At 60.5% G+C, this 15,670-nt stretch carries 13 protein-coding genes and 1 tRNA gene; 6 read left to right on the forward strand and 8 right to left on the reverse strand.

Features of this window, described 5'->3' with window-relative positions; all coding sequences use genetic code 11:
- Positions 1-24: 24 nt before the first annotated feature.
- The 3 genes from ROSERS_RS16280 to ROSERS_RS16290 form a co-directional block, all read right to left on the reverse strand.
- Entirely contained in the window at positions 25-1,449 is a 1,425-nt protein-coding gene (locus tag ROSERS_RS16280; RefSeq protein ID WP_011957870.1) for a BCD family MFS transporter, read from the reverse strand.
- A 117-nt stretch (positions 1,450-1,566) separates the two neighbouring features.
- On the reverse strand, positions 1,567-3,015 hold the full coding sequence (locus ROSERS_RS16285; protein WP_011957871.1) for a cyclic nucleotide-binding domain-containing protein: 1,449 nt from the start codon (positions 3,013-3,015) through the stop codon (positions 1,567-1,569).
- A 6-nt stretch (positions 3,016-3,021) separates the two neighbouring features.
- Entirely contained in the window at positions 3,022-3,597 is a 576-nt protein-coding gene (locus ROSERS_RS16290; RefSeq protein WP_232282639.1) for a hypothetical protein, read from the reverse strand.
- 363 nt (positions 3,598-3,960) lie between these two features.
- Here ROSERS_RS16290 and ROSERS_RS16295 point away from each other — a divergent pair, with 363 nt between their 5' ends.
- On the forward strand, positions 3,961-6,000 hold the full coding sequence (locus ROSERS_RS16295; RefSeq protein ID WP_011957873.1) for a tRNA uridine-5-carboxymethylaminomethyl modification enzyme MnmG/GidA: 2,040 nt from the start codon (positions 3,961-3,963) through the stop codon (positions 5,998-6,000).
- A 155-nt stretch (positions 6,001-6,155) separates the two neighbouring features.
- Positions 6,156-6,914, forward strand: a complete 759-nt coding sequence (locus tag ROSERS_RS16300; RefSeq protein ID WP_011957874.1) for a response regulator transcription factor — start codon at positions 6,156-6,158, stop codon at positions 6,912-6,914.
- A gap of 56 nt (positions 6,915-6,970) precedes the next feature.
- Here ROSERS_RS16300 and ROSERS_RS16305 read toward each other — a convergent pair.
- The 3 genes from ROSERS_RS16305 to ROSERS_RS16315 all read right to left on the reverse strand — a co-directional run bounded on the left by ROSERS_RS16305 (position 6,971) and on the right by ROSERS_RS16315 (position 8,586).
- Positions 6,971-7,047: transfer RNA gene (locus tag ROSERS_RS16305), tRNA-Arg, on the reverse strand.
- 37 nt (positions 7,048-7,084) lie between these two features.
- Complete coding sequence (locus ROSERS_RS16310) at positions 7,085-8,023, reverse strand: ROK family protein (RefSeq protein WP_041333922.1); 939 nt, start codon at positions 8,021-8,023, stop codon at positions 7,085-7,087.
- Positions 8,020-8,586 (reverse strand): D-sedoheptulose-7-phosphate isomerase, encoded by a 567-nt coding sequence (locus ROSERS_RS16315; RefSeq protein ID WP_011957876.1) that lies wholly within the window; start codon positions 8,584-8,586, stop codon positions 8,020-8,022. Before ROSERS_RS16315 ends, ROSERS_RS16310 begins: the two co-directional genes overlap by 4 nt.
- Positions 8,587-8,778: 192 nt before the next feature.
- Here ROSERS_RS16315 and accB point away from each other — a divergent pair, with 192 nt between their 5' ends.
- From accB to ROSERS_RS16335, 4 genes are all read left to right on the forward strand, one after another.
- Positions 8,779-9,327, forward strand: a complete 549-nt coding sequence (accB, locus tag ROSERS_RS16320; protein ID WP_011957877.1) for an acetyl-CoA carboxylase biotin carboxyl carrier protein — start codon at positions 8,779-8,781, stop codon at positions 9,325-9,327.
- A 54-nt stretch (positions 9,328-9,381) separates the two neighbouring features.
- Complete coding sequence (gene xseA, locus ROSERS_RS16325; protein WP_011957878.1) at positions 9,382-10,563, forward strand: exodeoxyribonuclease VII large subunit; 1,182 nt, start codon at positions 9,382-9,384, stop codon at positions 10,561-10,563.
- 84 nt (positions 10,564-10,647) lie between these two features.
- The gene (xseB, locus tag ROSERS_RS16330; RefSeq protein WP_011957879.1) at positions 10,648-10,881 is read left to right on the forward strand and encodes an exodeoxyribonuclease VII small subunit; all 234 of its coding nucleotides are present in this window, start codon (positions 10,648-10,650) and stop codon (positions 10,879-10,881) included.
- Positions 10,878-12,752 carry a hypothetical protein gene (locus tag ROSERS_RS16335; RefSeq protein WP_011957880.1) on the forward strand — a complete coding sequence of 625 codons (1,875 nt, stop codon included), beginning with the start codon at positions 10,878-10,880 and terminating at the stop codon, positions 12,750-12,752. Before xseB ends, ROSERS_RS16335 begins: the two co-directional genes overlap by 4 nt.
- Positions 12,753-12,941: 189 nt before the next feature.
- On the opposite strand, the gene ROSERS_RS16340 is transcribed toward ROSERS_RS16335, so the two are convergent.
- Positions 12,942-13,865: an AEC family transporter gene (locus tag ROSERS_RS16340; protein WP_157041118.1), complete on the reverse strand. Its 924-nt coding sequence runs from the start codon at positions 13,863-13,865 to the stop codon at positions 12,942-12,944.
- 90 nt (positions 13,866-13,955) lie between these two features.
- On the reverse strand, positions 13,956-15,602 hold the full coding sequence (locus tag ROSERS_RS16345) for a spermidine synthase (protein WP_011957882.1): 1,647 nt from the start codon (positions 15,600-15,602) through the stop codon (positions 13,956-13,958).
- Positions 15,603-15,670: the final 68 nt, after the last annotated feature.

The following is a 15,670-nucleotide window of genomic DNA, read 5'->3' on the forward strand; positions in this document are numbered from 1 at the left end:
CTCTCGCCTCGTGCCTCTTGCCTGTCAGAACAGAATCTGATCGCCGGGCAGATCCTGCAACCCTGACCAGGGTGAGCGGACGGCGCCCTCGCGCAGCTGACGTCCGAGGCGCAACACCATGATCAACCCCAGGGTAAGGAGCAGAATAACCAGTGCTGCGGCATAGACCGAAGTATATCCGAGCAGGATGCTGCCGGTTTGCTGTTGCGCAATATCGCGCGCCAGACCGCCACCCACCGTGCCGAAACCCTGCGCCAGCGCCTGCGTCACACCCCACAGACCAATGAACAATCCAGCATGCGCGCGGTCGGCAAGCGCCATAATCAACGCCACCGAACCAACGATAAATAATCCGCGACCGATACCAATAAACACCACGCCGCCACGGAACATATTCACATCGACGCTTCCGCCTGCCAGGATGACCACCAGGAACCCAAGCGCGCCGGAAATGCACCCGCCAATAATTACTCCGATAGGAGAGTATCCACGCCACAACGCCAGACCTGCGGCGGTAATCCCGATGATCATCGCCACGCCCCACAACGCCGTCAACCGCGTTGTGGCGGCGACGCTCATGCCGAGCACCTGACCACCATACGGTTCGAGCAACACATCGTGTGTGGCGAGCGCCAGCGTGCCGCCAAACAGCACAACGAACAACGCGCGCAACCCCGGTTGCTGCCAGACCACACGGAGTTGCTCGACCAGCGTCAACCGCACACGAATATCATCGGTATGGTTGACGAGGGTTCCATCAGGGCGCAGTTGCTCACGCCCCAGCAGCGATATCGTCGCCAGCACAGCGAAGATGACCGCCGAACCCTGCATCACCTGGATCAACAGCACCGGCGAATATCGTTCGAGGATCGCGCCAACGATGATCGAACTGACGATGGTGCCGACGACCAGCATCATCCACAGCACCGCCAGCACCTTCCCGCGGTCGCGCGGCGGAGTAATATCGCTGACCAGCGCCAGATAGGTTGTTTCGACGATATTGACGCCGACACCGTATGCCAGGAAAATCGCAGTACAGATGATGAGCGCGATTGCGAACGGCATCGAGTCGTTGGGACCCAGCAGGATCAACGAGAACGGTGCAGTCGCCAACCCGCCATATGTCAGCATGAGACCCAATGCCACATAGGGCATGCGCCAGCGCCCTCGCGCCCGTTCCACATCCGACCGATACCCAAAGACTGCGCGTACCGGCGAGACAAAGTAGTGGATCGCCATTAACGAAGCGACAAGAGCAGCCGAAATGTGCATATCACCGATCAACACACGGTTGAGCGTGCCGGTGATCGGCGCCAGTGCAACTCCCATGCCCAGTTGAAACAAGCCCAGACGCAGCACATTCGTCCACCAGGCAATCGCCTGGTGATCGCTGAACCAGCCACTGACGCGCTGCGCCAGACCGGACACACCCTGGCTTCCAGTCGCCATTGCGCCTCCTCAAGGAGCCATTCATGCGCTGATACGCAGCTTCACCGTTACCGTGTTGATGACGGATACGGCGTCATCATAACGCGCCCATATGGTCATGTCAAGCGAACAACCGGCTCATAACGGGAACACTTCCTCAACCGACACAAGCCGCAGGGCGCCGGTCGGACAGGCGCTGACACATGCCAGATCGTTGTATCCGTGGCACAGGTCGCATTTGTTTGCTCGTTGTTGCGTCTGATGATCCGTTTCCAGCGGAATGACCGGCATGCGCCAGCGCTGCAATCGCTGCCACAATCCCCAGAGCGGCGACTGATGCGGCGGAGCGATGGAACGCATGTCCACAGCATGGTAAGGACATGCCGGCACACACGCGCCACACCCGTTGCACGCATCGGTAATGAACAGTGCGCCGCTCTCATTCCAGACGATTGCATCTTCAGGGCATGCTTCGACGCACTCCGCTCCGACACGACACTGCCGACACGCATCAGCGATTTCGATACCGTTCAAGGTCAAACCGGAAAAATGAATGCGCCCGGCGCCGTGACGTGATGCACAGGCATCTTCGCAAATCCTGCACCCGGGCTTACACAGACTCAGGTCGCGCACCAGAATGTGGGTTCCCCGGCGCAATCCATGTTCAAGTATCGCCGATAATTGCGCCTGACGCTCTGCATCGCTGCGGATCGCCCGACTCGCGGCTTTGCGCTGCTCGACGACTTCGCGCAACTGCATCGCCAGTTCCGGACGACTCGCCAGTAGCGCCTCCAGATCCTGGACCGGCAGCGCCAGCGCTTCCACCGGCGTTAGCGCCCGCACGTCCGCATTGTGCGGTTGATGGGTCAGCAGCGACATTTCGCCAAAGAAATCGCCTTCTTCAAGATAAGCGATCACCTGACCGTTCTGCTCGATAACCACCTGACCCGACATGACGATATACAGCGCATCACCGATCGCCCCCTGCCGGAGCACGATCGCGCCGCGACTATACTGCATCGGGCGCAACACTCTGGCGATATGGATGCGTTCAGCCGGCGACAGGCGACTGAAGAGCGGCACGCGACCCAGCGTGCCCTCGACCAGGCGTTGCTGATAGATCTGGCGCAATGCCCGTTCCAGTTCCGGCGAACCGGGCAGCATTGCACGAACCTCCGTCAGCGGGACCTGCACGAGATAACAGACGGTTTCAGCACGCACTGTCGCTCCGCGAAAACGGTCGCCAAACAGCGTTGCAACCCCCAAACAATCACCACGGCTGAGAACGCCAATCAACACCTGACGCCCCGCCCGATCATGGAGCGTCAGACTGACAGAACCGCGAAGAATGAACGAGAGAAACGCGATGGGACGCTGTTCATTCACAATGATTGCGCCGGGCACGAATGCACGTAACGTTGCGCACGCCGCAAGGCGCGCCAGGGTATCGGGCGTGACGCCTTTCAGACAGTCGAGCTGCGCCAGCGCCTGCGTTTGTTGCTGACGCCGCTCTCGATAGCGTACCGCCGTATCACTTGAAGATGCTGGCATCCGTTGCTGATCGAACGGCGCAGTCTTTGCCCCCATCGCTGCTCATCCCTCGGTCAAATACCACCGTCCATCGATTTTGATGACCGGCACGGTGCCATCAGGACGCCCGATGACCTGGCTGAGGCTGATGGTTTGCTCGTAGAAAACGTATGAACCGCGTTCGTTGGTGCGCATCAGCATCATTGAAATCGTAGCCGACGGCAGACGCACCAGCGCCCGCTCACCATCGTCGGCGATCTTTTCCACCGGCTCAAAACCGCGAAACTCGAATATGGCGGTCTCATCGTCCGCCAGTTGACGCAGACCGGTTGCGAACGATGCAAGCGCACGCCGCAAGGCGAGGCGTTGCGTGTCACGCTCCGCCGGAGCAAAGTACCCCGATAAACGCTCTGCCCAGAAACTGCGCGTTTCTTCCTGTTGCAGATTCGGGTCCTGCAACGCGCGTTGCAGATCCTCGAAAAAACTCTCGGTCACAACTTCTGGCGAAAATCCACCGCCCGCCTGCGGTTCCTCCGTCGCAGGAACGGTTGTACATCCAATGAGCATGAGTACGACGCATGCCACACACAGTGGAACGCGCAGAAGCACGCCGGTATGTTGCGCAGCACAGCGGTTCATGACGTGCTCATTGTAGCACATCACCCTGATCTTCTCTTCAAAACACTGTATAACTTCGCTGCAAAAATGCACCGCTGAGACGCCGAGGGCAAGGAGAACCCTACAAACGAACCATGATGGATGCATAGCGAAGCATGCGTGTGCGTGACCCGCTATGGAATTCACCTCTGCGAACACTGCGCCTCAGCGGTGACCTGCCCTTTTTGCAGCAGACTCACTGTATAATTATTATTGAAGTTGTCCATCCAGACGACCGCACCAACGTCTCCGTGGCAACTGTAATGATAAACAGGCTGGCAAGACCGGTGTTCATCGCGTTTCTTTTGAGCGGTCTTGTCGGATCAACCATTCCACAACACATCTATGCACAGTACCCATCCATATATCTACGATGTCATTGTTGTCGGCGCAGGGCACGCCGGATGCGAAGCGGCGCATGCCGCAGCGCGCATGGGATGTCGTACCCTGCTACTGACCATCGATCTCGATAAACTGGCGCATATGTCGTGCAATCCATCGATCGGCGGACCGGCAAAGGGGCATCTGGTTCGTGAGATCGACGCACTGGGCGGACTGATGGGGCGCGTGACCGATCGCACCTTCATCCAGATCCGTCTGCTCAACGAGAGCAAGGGTCCGGCGGTGCAGGCGCCGCGCGCTCAGGCGGATAAGCGCCTCTACGCGAAGGTGATGAAAGAGACGCTCGAAACGATCCCCAACCTTGATCTCCGCCAGGCGATGATCGAGCGTATCATTCTACCGCGACCAATCAATCGCAATGGCAGCGATACCGACGATGCGGAAGCGCTTTGCCCCGGTCACTATGCAGTCGTGACCCATACCCGGCGGATCTACCAGTGTCGGGCATTGGTGCTGACAACCGGCACGTTTCTGCGCGGCAGGGCGATCACCGGCGACGCGATCTGGGGCGCAGGACGGGCGGGCGAAGCGCCTGCCACTGCGCTCGGTGAAGATCTCGCTGCGCTTGGCTTTCCGCTGGTGCGGCTCAAGACCGGCACGCCGCCGCGCATCGATGCGCGCACAATCGATTTTTCGCTCACAAGCGTGCAGCACGGCAGTGCAACCCCGCTGTTCTTCGGCTTTTACTATCGCGCCCTGAACGAAGCGCCTCCCGAACCGGCATTCGGCGGTCCTCCCGCCAGCGCGTATCCTGAACCACTCCTCGATGCCTGGCGTCCGCAATTGCCCTGCTACCTGGTGCATACAACGCCGGAGTTTCACGAGATTGTACGGCGCAACCTGGATCGCGCGCCGCTGTTCAGCGGGATCATTGAAGGGGTTGGTCCGCGTTACTGCCCTTCCATCGAAGATAAGATCGTGCGCTTCGCCGACAAGGAGCGTCACGGGCTGTTCCTCGAACCCGAAGGCTGGTCGACGCACGAGGTCTACGTACAGGGATGCAACACGTCGCTGCCGGAAGATGTGCAGTGGGCGATGCTGCGGAGCATCCCGGCGCTCCGTCGCGTCGAACTGATGCGCGCCGGGTATGCCATCGAATATGACGCGCTTGCGACCGGCGAGATCGCTGCCGATATGTCGTCGCGCCGCGCTCCGGGGTTGTTCTTCGCCGGTCAGATCAACGGTACGACGGGGTACGAAGAAGCGGCTGCGCAGGGGTTGATGGCTGGCATCAATGCCGCACGTTTCGTTCAGGGGAAGCCGTCTGTTCTTCTTCGTCGTGATGAAGCCTATATTGGCGTGCTGATCGACGACCTGGTCACAAAAGAGATCCGCGAGCCGTACCGTATGTTCACCTCGCGCGCCGAGCATCGCCTCCTGCTGCGCGCCGATAATGCCGACCTGCGCCTGACGCCGCTCGCAGGCGAGTTGGGGTTGGTCGACCGTGAGCGTGTGGCGGTCGTTGAGCGCAAACGCGAAGAAGTGGAGCGCCTGCTCGCTGTGTTGCGCGGCAAACGCCTGTACCCGTCGGCAGCGATCAACGCCCGTCTGAGCGCTGCCGGAATTGCGCCGCTCACCGGTGAGATGAGCGCCGAAGAAGTGCTGCGCCGCCCCGAGGTGCGATACCGGCAACTCCAGCCAGCGCTCGACCTGCCAGCATGCGAAGCCGATGTCGCCGAACAGGTCGACATCGAAGCGAAGTACAGCGGGTATCTGCTCAAACAACAGCGCGAAGTTGAACGATTGCGCCGCATGGAGTCGCGGCGCATCCCGCCCGATTTCGACTTTGCCGCGCTGCGCGGGTTGCGCAACGAGGCGCGGCAGACATTGCAACGCTTTCGACCGGCGACCATCGGGCAGGCGGCGCGCCTGGCGGGGATCAACCCCGCCGATATTGCGCTGCTCCTCGTCGCCCTCGAACGACAGACACGCCAGGCGACGCCGGTCGAAACGCCTCACCCATCGCTGCCGCACACCGGGTGAATGCCAGCAAGTTCATCTGCATACGAGGGCGCCGGGTTATGGTATGATTGTGCAGCGCTGGTGAGACAGTGCTCAATCCTTCTGCCCTGGTTGCTCTGACCATCACCGGAAAGTTCTAACGTTCGTACCGGTCCTGAATCGCCGTGGAGCACCGTATGTCCGTGCCCATTTCAGGTCCTGCGACGGCATTTGTGATCGAGGACGATCCGTTTGCCCGCTGGGCGCTCGGTCAGTATCTCGAGTCGCTCCGATTTACGGTGCTTACTGCCGAGACCTACATCGATGCCTCTGCCCTGATTGCCGGGCATCCGCCACCCCGGCTTGCCGTTGTCGATCTGGCGCTCCGCGACAATCCGGCGGAACCAATCCCTCAATCGCGCTCACGCGGCATCACGCTGGTGCATGCCTTGAAGCGCCGTGATCCGGCGGTGGCTGTGGTGATCTGGAGCGCCTATGGCGGCACGATTGCACCGATACTGCCGCTGCTGACCAGCGGTTATACCGGTCTGGCGTATGTGGCGAAAGGCAGCCCACAAGAGGCGCTGCACGACGCGATCACCCATGCACTGCGCCAGGATGTGTTTTTCCAGCCTGGCATCGACCACGCAGCGACCGACTCGTGGGAGCAGATGTTTCTGGACGCGCTTGAACCGGCGGTAGCGGCAACGGTCGTCAAACTGGCGCGCTGCTTCGATGAATTGACGCCGCAACAGCGCGCGGTCGCGGAGCGGATGGCGTGCACCACCGAGGCAATCGCCCATCAACTCGGAATCAGAGTAACGACCGTGCGCAAATATATCGACGCTATCTATGATCGGCTGGAACTCAAGGATACGGAGACTGTCGCGGGGTACCGACGCGAAGTGCTGCTGGCGCTGGCGCACATCCTGCGACGTTTGCGGACAACAGCGTAAAACTGCGCCGCTGCAGTGAAAAGACTTTTTTGCGGGAGACTCAGGGGTGTTGTTGCTGGTGACCCCGACTGGGCTCGAACCAGTAGCCTGCAGCTCCGGAGGCTGCCGCTCTATCCAATTGAGCTACGGGGCCAGCACCATTCGCATTCTAGCACCCACGCCGGGCGCTGTCAAGATTCGCGCAGCAGCGCCGCACCCCCCAGGATGCCAACATCATCGCCAAGCGCGGCAGGCACGACGCTCACTTCTGGATCGATCACACGTCGCGCAACGACGTGGCGCACCGGGTCGAACAGGAGCGCACCGGCGCGGGTCAACCCGCCGCCAAGCACGACACGCCCGGGATTGAGCAGGTTGGCGGCTGAAGCGATGCCGATCCCTAACCATCCCATCGCCTCGTTCCACACCGTGCGCGCCAGCGCATCGCCAGCCGCCGCTGCTTCTGCGACATGCTGCGCGGTTAACGCATCGGACGGGATGGCAGCCAGCGCGCTGGTTGCGCCGTCAGGTCCCCGCAACCGCAACCGTGCCTCGCGGGCGATCGACAAACCCGACGCCAGCGCCTCCAGACAGCCGTTGCGCCCACATGGGCAGGGTGGACCGTCGGGCTTCAGCACCTGATGCCCCGCCTCGCCCGCCCAGGCGCGTTCGCCACGATGCAGGCGCCCGTCGATGATTATGCCGCCGCCAATACCGGTGCTGACGGTCAGATACAGCAGATGGCGCACACCCTGCCCGGCGCCGAAACGGTACTCCGCCAGCGCTGCCGCGTCGCCATCATTGGCAACGATAGCAGGCAACCCAAGCGCCCCCTCGACATGCCTCGCCAGAGGAACCTGATCCCATCCGGCAACGTGCATCGAGAGACGCACCGTGCGCCCATCCGCTGCAACCGGTCCGCCAAAACTGATGCCGACGCCCTGCACAGGCGCAGGCGCAGCCGCGATCAACGCCTGCGCCATTGCCAGCATCGCCTGGAGGCTGGCAGACGCGCCACCGGACACCGGCGTTGCCATCGAGCGGCGCGCCAGCACACTGCCTTGCTGAAGATCAACCAGACCGGCGGCAAGTTTCGTGCCGCCAAAATCGAGACCAAGGACGAGTGTCATAGACATTCGATGCCAATCCGCTCACCCAATGCCACTGCCAGGCTGTGGCAAATAGCGATGTGCACATCTTCGACTTCGGGCATAAAATGGCTGGGAACAACGACCGCAATCTGCGCCAGCGTTGCCAGTTTCCCGCCGTTAAAGCCGGTCAGTCCAATCGTCACGGCGCCCTGCGACGCCATCCACTCAACCGCGCGCAGCACATTCGGTGAATTGCCGCTCCCTGAAATGGCGACCAGCGTATCGCCAGGACGGTAGAGCGACATGACCTGCTCGACAAACACGCGCTCATACGCCGTGTCGTTCGACCATGCCGTCATCACCGGCACATTGTCGGTCAGCGCAAGCGCACGCAAACGGCGGCGCCCGTCGGAAATCGTCCACTTCGCCAGGTCGCACGCAAAATGCGACGCGGTTGCAGCACTGCCGCCATTTCCACAGATAATAATCGTCCCGTCGCGGAGATACGTTTGCCACAATGTCTCTTCGATCGCGCGCAGCGGCTCACGGGGAACGGCTGCAAGCGTTTCAGCCAGCGAAGCAAGATACCTGTCGACGCTCATGAACTGTCCTCCCCGGATAGATGAAAAAGGTTCTTTGACAATCGGCGCCTGCCGTTCTGCGTGCACCCTCATCATGAGTGTACCGCAAAACCTGGAGAGATGATGCGTGCGTCACATCGTACCTGCTGCGTGTTATAATGCGTTGTGAAAAGTCTCTCATATGCACCGCCAGAGCAGGAAGTGAGCAGCACTATGAGCGAAGGTGAGCGCGATCACACTGTGCAGTCGATCGAGGACGAGTTCGGCTTGAGCGCCGTGCGCGAACTACTGCGCATGATCAGCGACACGGATGTGAATGAGATCTCGATTGAGCGCGGCACGACACGCCTGCATATCAAGCGAGGTCCGTCGCTGCATCCCCATACGCCGGCGCCGATGTTCGTCACACCATCGATTGCCGCAAACGTGCAATCTTCGGCGCCGCCGATCGGTATCGTTCAGGCGCCGGTGCAGACGCCGCCGCCGGTAACACCCGCTCCGGAGCCGGACGCCCTCCCGCCGGGCAAGATCATCGCTGCGCCAATGGTCGGAACATTCTATGCCGCGCCGTCGCCGAAGGATCCGCCCTACGTGCAGGAAGGCGACATCATTAATGTCGGTGATCGGGTCGGCATTATCGAGGCGATGAAGATGATGAACGAGATCGAGAGCGAGTTTGCCGGTCGGGTCGTGCGTATTCTGGTGCAGAATGCGCAACCGGTGGAGTATGGGCAGCCATTGATGGTTATCGAGCCGCTGTAACGAACGTGTTATCCCTCAACACACGTCGATAGGAACGCCTGTCAGTTCATTGCCATGCAGTTGTTGACCGTCTCGCAACTCAACACATACCTGCGCGACTTGCTCGACGCCGATGATCTGTTGAGCGATGTGTGGGTCGAGGGGGAGGTTTCGAGTTTTAATCGTCACTTTTCCGGTCATTGTTACTTCACGTTGAAAGAGGGCGACGCGCAGATTGGCGCGGTGATGTGGAAGTCGGTCGCGGCACGTATGGCGACGCTGCCCGCCAACGGTGACGCCGTGCTCGCCCATGGGCGGGTGGCGTTCTATGAGGTGCGCGGTCAGGTGCAACTGTATGTCGATACGTTGCGACCGGCAGGCATCGGCGTGCTCCAGGCGCAGTTCGAACGCCTGAAGGAGCGTCTTGCTGCGGAAGGACTGTTCGATCAGTCGCGGAAGCGCCCGTTGCCGCCGCTGCCGCACCGGATTGGCATCGTCACATCGCCGACGGGTGCGGCGCTTCAGGATATGCTCAATATTCTGCGGCGTCGCTATCCGCTCGCCGAAGTGCTCTTCGCCCCCTGCCAGGTGCAGGGCGCCGGCGCTGTCGATACAATTATCGAGGCGCTCTGTGCCCTCTACGAGGCTGATGTCGATGTTATCATCGTGGCGCGCGGCGGCGGCGCCGCTGAAGATCTCTGGACGTTCAACGACGAACGACTGGCGCGCGCTGTGTTTGCCAGTCCGGTTCCGGTCGTCAGCGGCGTCGGGCACGAAACCGATACCACGCTGATCGATTTTGTTGCCGATGTGCGCGCACCGACCCCCTCCGCAGCCGCCGAGATGGCATCTCCTGATATGACCGAACTGCTCGACGATATTCGCCAGTTGCGCAACCGCCTGGACGCAGCGGTGACACAGCGATTGACAACTGCACGCGATGGAGTATCCCATCTGAACCGGCGCCTGGTCCTCTGTTCGCCTGAACGCCGGATCCGACGCGACCGCCAGCACATCGATGACCTGATGCACCGCGCAACCATCACGCTCGAACGACGTATCACGCTGGCGCGCGCCCATCTCGATGGCGTGCGCGGTCGCCTCCAGGCGCTCAGCCCCCTGGCGACGCTTGACCGTGGCTATGCTGTGGTGCAATCAACAACCGGAGCGTTGATCACCGATGCGTCTCTGGTTGCACCTGATGATTGGATCGAGGTCACAGTACGCCGTGGCAGTTTTCGTGCCCGTGTCGAATAGTGCATCTCTCACCCGTATGCGATTCCTGTTCCGCTCATCGTTCATGTAGAGATAGAATCGCCTGATAATCCCGCATCAAATGCCATGACCACAAATGAACCTGTTCCGGGTGAAGAATACGAGACGCTGTACATCCGTCTGCAACAGATTGTCGAGCAGCTTGAGACCGGCGATCTCCCGCTTGCGCGGGCGCTGGCGCTCTACGAAGAAGGCGTCGCAACTGCCGAAGCGTGTCAACGCCTGCTCGATCAGGCAGCGCTGCGCGTGCGCACTCTGATGGGAGATCAGTCGCCTGCCGCTGCGGAGGCGGACGTGTGAATATCGAAAAAGTTCATCGCTACCCCCTCCGTGTGATCGTTGCCATAGAACTCCTGTCGGCGGTTGCTGTCACCCTGGCGTCGGTGCGTCTGGGGCGTGATGTGCTGCGCCTGCTCTGGTCGATCTATTCAGTCGATACAACGCTGTTCGCTCAACTTCCCTGGCTCGACGATCTGGTGCAGGCGATCAACACTGCCGATACGCCAGCGCCGACCATACTGGCGGATCTCTTGCCCGCACTGCTCTGGCTGGCGCTGGCGTTACTGGCGGCGCTTCTGCTGCGTAACAGTCTGCCGATGGTGCGCACCAGCGCACGCGGCATGCTGGTGGCATTTGTCAACGACTGGTTGCCCGTGCCCTGGGAAAATATCCGCGCCATCAAAGTCACCGAAGCCGGTGATCGCTATGTGTTGCTGGTCGAAACCGACCGTGGCTGGCTGACCGGATGGCATCGCTGGTACAGTTTCGTCTATCGCCTGGGTTTCCGCCCCGCGTTTCTGATCACATCACAGATCAGTGAGTTCGATGACCTGGTCAAGACGCTCCTCAGCGAAGCTGACCGTGTAGCGCGCACCATGGCGACCGGACGACAGGTCGAGTTGCAGGAGGGGGCGAGTTCACCGTTGTTCCGCCTGTTGCTCAGCCCATTGTCATTTTTTGCGCAACGCTCGTCCCAGCATGACGGTGCGCCGCCTGCGGTCGCCCTCTCCGGCGATGTTGTAGCTGGCGAGTATCCGCGACGCATCCGCGCCACCCTGACGTGGACGGCGGCGATCATTGCGGCGGTTGCGATCCTGCGGTATCTGACGCTGATCATGACCTATCTGGCGATAACATTTCCTGCAGTACGTCGGCTGCCGGTCTTCAATCAACTTGACCTGCGACTTCTTCCGGCGCCGTGGTGGCTGCTGGTCGAAGCGCATATCGTCCTGCTCTTCCTGCTCGGCGTTGCATCATTCGTATACCATCTTCTGCCGGCGCTTGAAGCGCACAGTAAGGGATTGGCCATCCGCCGCCTGCGGCGTACATACATGCTCCCCTGGTCACGCCTGCGCGTTATGAAGGTGACCGAATTCTCCGAAAACAGTCAGGTCGTGCTGATCCAGGTCACACACGGATTGCCAGTCGATGCGCGGATCGTAAGTTTTCTCTACGATGGTTCGCTCTCCCCCGGCATCATAATCACCACAGCTATCAGCAACGCCGATGCGTTACTCCAACGCATTGTGCTGGAGGTTATGCGGCATCACGAGGAAACCGGCGATACGCAGGCGCCTCCGTTCCAGAGTGATGCGCGATCAGATCTCCTGCTGCTGAGCGTTCAGTCGACCGCAGCCGCCACCCGCCTGGTCGAGGAGAGCCGCGCCGACCCCACAACTCAGCAGATCGTCGTCGGACGACTGCTGCACACGCTGCCGGCTGCGCTCGGAGTCGCAGTATTTCCTGCACTGATGTTGCTCGCCGATCGCTCACTCGTTCAGCATATCCTTCCAGACGGACGCCTGATTGTCGCTTCATTCATTATGACCCTCCTGGCGCTCCTTGAATGGCCCCTGGTATCGCTTGCCACAGCTGCGCTCGACGAGATGAGCGGCGGCGGTGAGGAGGGAGCGCGTCCGCTGTACCTCTATCCACGGGTTCAGCAACCACGCCTGTTCCTTATGCTGGCAGCGCTGGTTGCGCTTCTTGTCGGCGCTCAACCGCTTGCGGCGCTCCTGTGGCTGGGCGCAATCGGGTGGTCATTCTGGCTGGCGGCAGGGTTGTGGAGCGCGTTGTACGACTGGCGCGGCGGACAACTCATCGGCGGGGGGTTGATCCCGGTTGTCTTTCAATTGATTCTCCTCATCGGGTATCTGGTGGTGCGGGGGTAGAGAAGGGTTGAAGGTTGAAGGTTGTAAGGTTGAAGGTTGGGACGTTGAAGGTTGAAGGTTGGGGCGTTGAAGGTTGAAGGTTGGGGCGTTGAAGGTTGAAGGTTGGGGCGTTGAAGGTTGAAGGTTGGGGCGTTGAAGGTTGAAAGTTGAAGGTTGAACGTTCAACACCCCCCCACCCTCTCGCCTCTTCTACCGCAATACGCTCAGGAGCAGCGTTAGAGTCACCAGGCTCATCAGCGTCGTGACAACCACTACCCCTGCGACGAATCGCGGACGGGCGTTGAATTCGAGCGAGTAGAGCACCATATTGACGGCTGTGGGCATACTGGCTTCGAGCACCACCACCCGCAGCGCCAGGTCATCGAGCGCCAGCGCGCGCGCCAGACCATACGCCATAAGCGGTGAAACCCCCAACCGCAACCCGGCAACCACCATGGTCAACCGAACGTCTTCCACCGTGGTTCCATTTGCCAGTTGCATGCCCAGCAAAAGCAGCAGGAGCGGCAATGCGGCATCAGCCATCAGCGCCACGCCGCGAAACGCACTGCCCAGTGCATCACCGCGATGCGGCAGATCGATGCCGCTGAAGCGCGCCAGCAAACCCGCTGCGACCGCATAGATCTGCGGCATGGCGAACATCTGCCGCACTGCGCTTTTGAGATCGCCGCGTCCGGCGCTGGCGATCGGTACTGCCAGCGTCTGCGCCAGGATTGTCTGCGCTATGAAGTAGAGGAGTGCGCGCTGAAAACCGGCTTCACCGAACGCAAAGCGTGTTGTCGGCAAACCGTAGTTGCCCGAGTTCATGAACATCACGCAGAGAAGCAATGCCATCAGGCTGCTGCGATCCAGGCGCATAAGCGCACCGACAATCAGCCCAACGACCCCGATTCCCAGACACAGTGCCACAGACGCGGCAATGATGCGCGCTGCCTCGTCGCCGGTCACATCGATCCGCACAATCGTGGTGAAGATCAATGCAGGACCAAGAACATACATGCTTAAGCGATTGAGTGATGGGAGATCCAGTTCGAAGCGGCGTCGCAGCGCATATCCGCACACCACGACCACCGTCACCGGGAGGAGGACTTCAATGAAAGCCGAAACGATGAACATGCAACCCATCCATCGGCGGTGCAATGCACAAAACAATTCCTCACAGGGCGCAAACGCACCCCATCGTCCATCATCAAGATGGAAAGATGACTAACGTATCAACGTATCAAAAATCAGGAGATCGACCAGACGCTCAACCGGTGCGCGATCATCGGTGAAAGGCGCGAAGGTTGCCGTAGATTGGCGCGTTGGAATATACACCCGTTCAAGGGTGCGCCGCAATGCCGGATGTTCGAGACGCTCATATGCATCGAGCAGATTGGCGTATCCATCGCCGACGTTGCGATTCACGCCAATGATGATCTGATTACTGAGACGCGCCGTTTCGATCACAAAAACCTGAGGAAAAACCTGCTCCATGGTCGCAACAATCGCCTGACTCAGGCGGTCGTCGCCATTGGGACCCAGCCCGGCATTGACGACTGCCACGCCATCGGGAGCAAGATGGTGTTGCACCAGTTGAAAAAACTCGACCGTCGTCAGATGGAAGGGGATGTAGGGTTGGTGATAGGCATCCATGCCGATGACATCGTAGACGCCGCCCTGCGTCGCCAGCCAGAAGCGCGCGTCTTCGGCGTAGACGTGGTAATTCGGATGCTCTGGACCGGTTGAGGCATCGCGCATGTTGAAGAAGCGTCGTCCCACTTCGATGATTTTGGGATCGATCTCGACTGCATCGATGCGCGTCTCAGGTCCGTAGATCGCCAGAAACTGCGCTGGCGTCGTTCCCGCCGCTGAGCCAAGCATTGCCAGGCTACGCACCGTCGTCGGATCACGCCCCGGTACAACAAACGGCGCAATCGCAAAGTAGTCCCATGGTCCGCCGCCGGTGAGTGTATCAAGCGGATCGCCATCGTAGGCGGTGTTGTAGATCGAATGGATCGCCAGACCTTCGTTCAGCAGCAGCACGACCTGCTGCCCATACTCCGGGTCGCGGCGCGTCGCAACCTGAATGTAATTGTAGGGCGATTCGTATTCAGCGATCAGGGTGCATCCGGCACATCCGGCTTCCTTCACCGGTCCCGCCGTGAAAAGCACATACCCTGAGAGCGCTGCTGTGAGCGCCAGCGCCGCCAGCGCCTTCCAGTTGCGCACACCAACCGCGCCGAGTACGGTCAACAAACCAGCGTAGACATACGTCGTGGCTGTGGTGCCAATTGCGGGAATAAGCACCAGAACGGTGAGGAATGTCCCCACGATTGAGCCAACGGTCGAGATGGCAGAGACCGTTCCGGCGGCAGCGCCGGCAACCTGCACGCCGGCTGCCGCGCGGTGCAACTGCAAACGCACTGCAAATGGTCCGACCATTGCCAGCAACGTGACCGGCACAGCGAACAACGCCAGCACGCCAAACAGCGCGCCGATGAAGCCGCCAACCGCGAGTTCGGCGACGGCGCGTTGCGCGAAACCAAGAATGGGGGCGGCAAGGAGCGGGATCAGCGCCGTCGCAACTCCCGATAGCAGAACAATACGGTACAGGACCCGCTCGTCAGGATGACGGTCAGCCAGGCGCCCGCCGAAGTGATACCCGACTGCCAGGTAGACCAGCGTCAGACCGATAATTGCAGCCCAGATCGGCTGCGACGTGCCGAAATAGGGGGCAAGCAGGCGTGAGGCGATCATCTCGACGCCCAACGTGCCGACACCGCACAGGAAGACGGTGCTGAGCAACACACGTGCAGAATGGGACGTCGTCCGAGAGATTTCTGACGATGTGACGATGACCTCCTGGTTCATTGACCAGACTTTCCAGGGAATCAGTCCTGACCGGCTCGAAAACAACCTGCTCCTCTGCCGGCGTATCC

The sequence above is a fragment of the Roseiflexus sp. RS-1 genome (assembly GCF_000016665.1).
Lineage (GTDB): Bacteria > Chloroflexota > Chloroflexia > Chloroflexales > Roseiflexaceae > Roseiflexus.

Excerpts from the sequence above, each read along its gene's own strand:
- ROSERS_RS16280 (WP_011957870.1), bottom strand. The coding sequence starts at position 1,449 with ATGGCGACTGGAAGCCAGGGTGTGTCCGGTCTGGCGCAGCGCGTCAGT.
- ROSERS_RS16285 (WP_011957871.1), bottom strand. The coding sequence starts at position 3,015 with ATGGGGGCAAAGACTGCGCCGTTCGATCAGCAACGGATGCCAGCATCT.
- ROSERS_RS16290 (WP_232282639.1), bottom strand. The coding sequence starts at position 3,597 with ATGAACCGCTGTGCTGCGCAACATACCGGCGTGCTTCTGCGCGTTCCA.
- ROSERS_RS16295 (WP_011957873.1), top strand. The coding sequence starts at position 3,961 with ATGCACAGTACCCATCCATATATCTACGATGTCATTGTTGTCGGCGCA.
- ROSERS_RS16300 (WP_011957874.1), top strand. The coding sequence starts at position 6,156 with ATGTCCGTGCCCATTTCAGGTCCTGCGACGGCATTTGTGATCGAGGAC.
- ROSERS_RS16310 (WP_041333922.1), bottom strand. The coding sequence starts at position 8,023 with ATGACACTCGTCCTTGGTCTCGATTTTGGCGGCACGAAACTTGCCGCC.
- ROSERS_RS16315 (WP_011957876.1), bottom strand. The coding sequence starts at position 8,586 with ATGAGCGTCGACAGGTATCTTGCTTCGCTGGCTGAAACGCTTGCAGCC.
- accB (WP_011957877.1), top strand. The coding sequence starts at position 8,779 with ATGAGCGAAGGTGAGCGCGATCACACTGTGCAGTCGATCGAGGACGAG.
- xseA (WP_011957878.1), top strand. The coding sequence starts at position 9,382 with ATGCAGTTGTTGACCGTCTCGCAACTCAACACATACCTGCGCGACTTG.
- xseB (WP_011957879.1), top strand. The coding sequence starts at position 10,648 with ATGACCACAAATGAACCTGTTCCGGGTGAAGAATACGAGACGCTGTAC.
- ROSERS_RS16340 (WP_157041118.1), bottom strand. The coding sequence starts at position 13,865 with ATGTTCATCGTTTCGGCTTTCATTGAAGTCCTCCTCCCGGTGACGGTG.
- ROSERS_RS16345 (WP_011957882.1), bottom strand. The coding sequence starts at position 15,602 with ATGAACCAGGAGGTCATCGTCACATCGTCAGAAATCTCTCGGACGACG.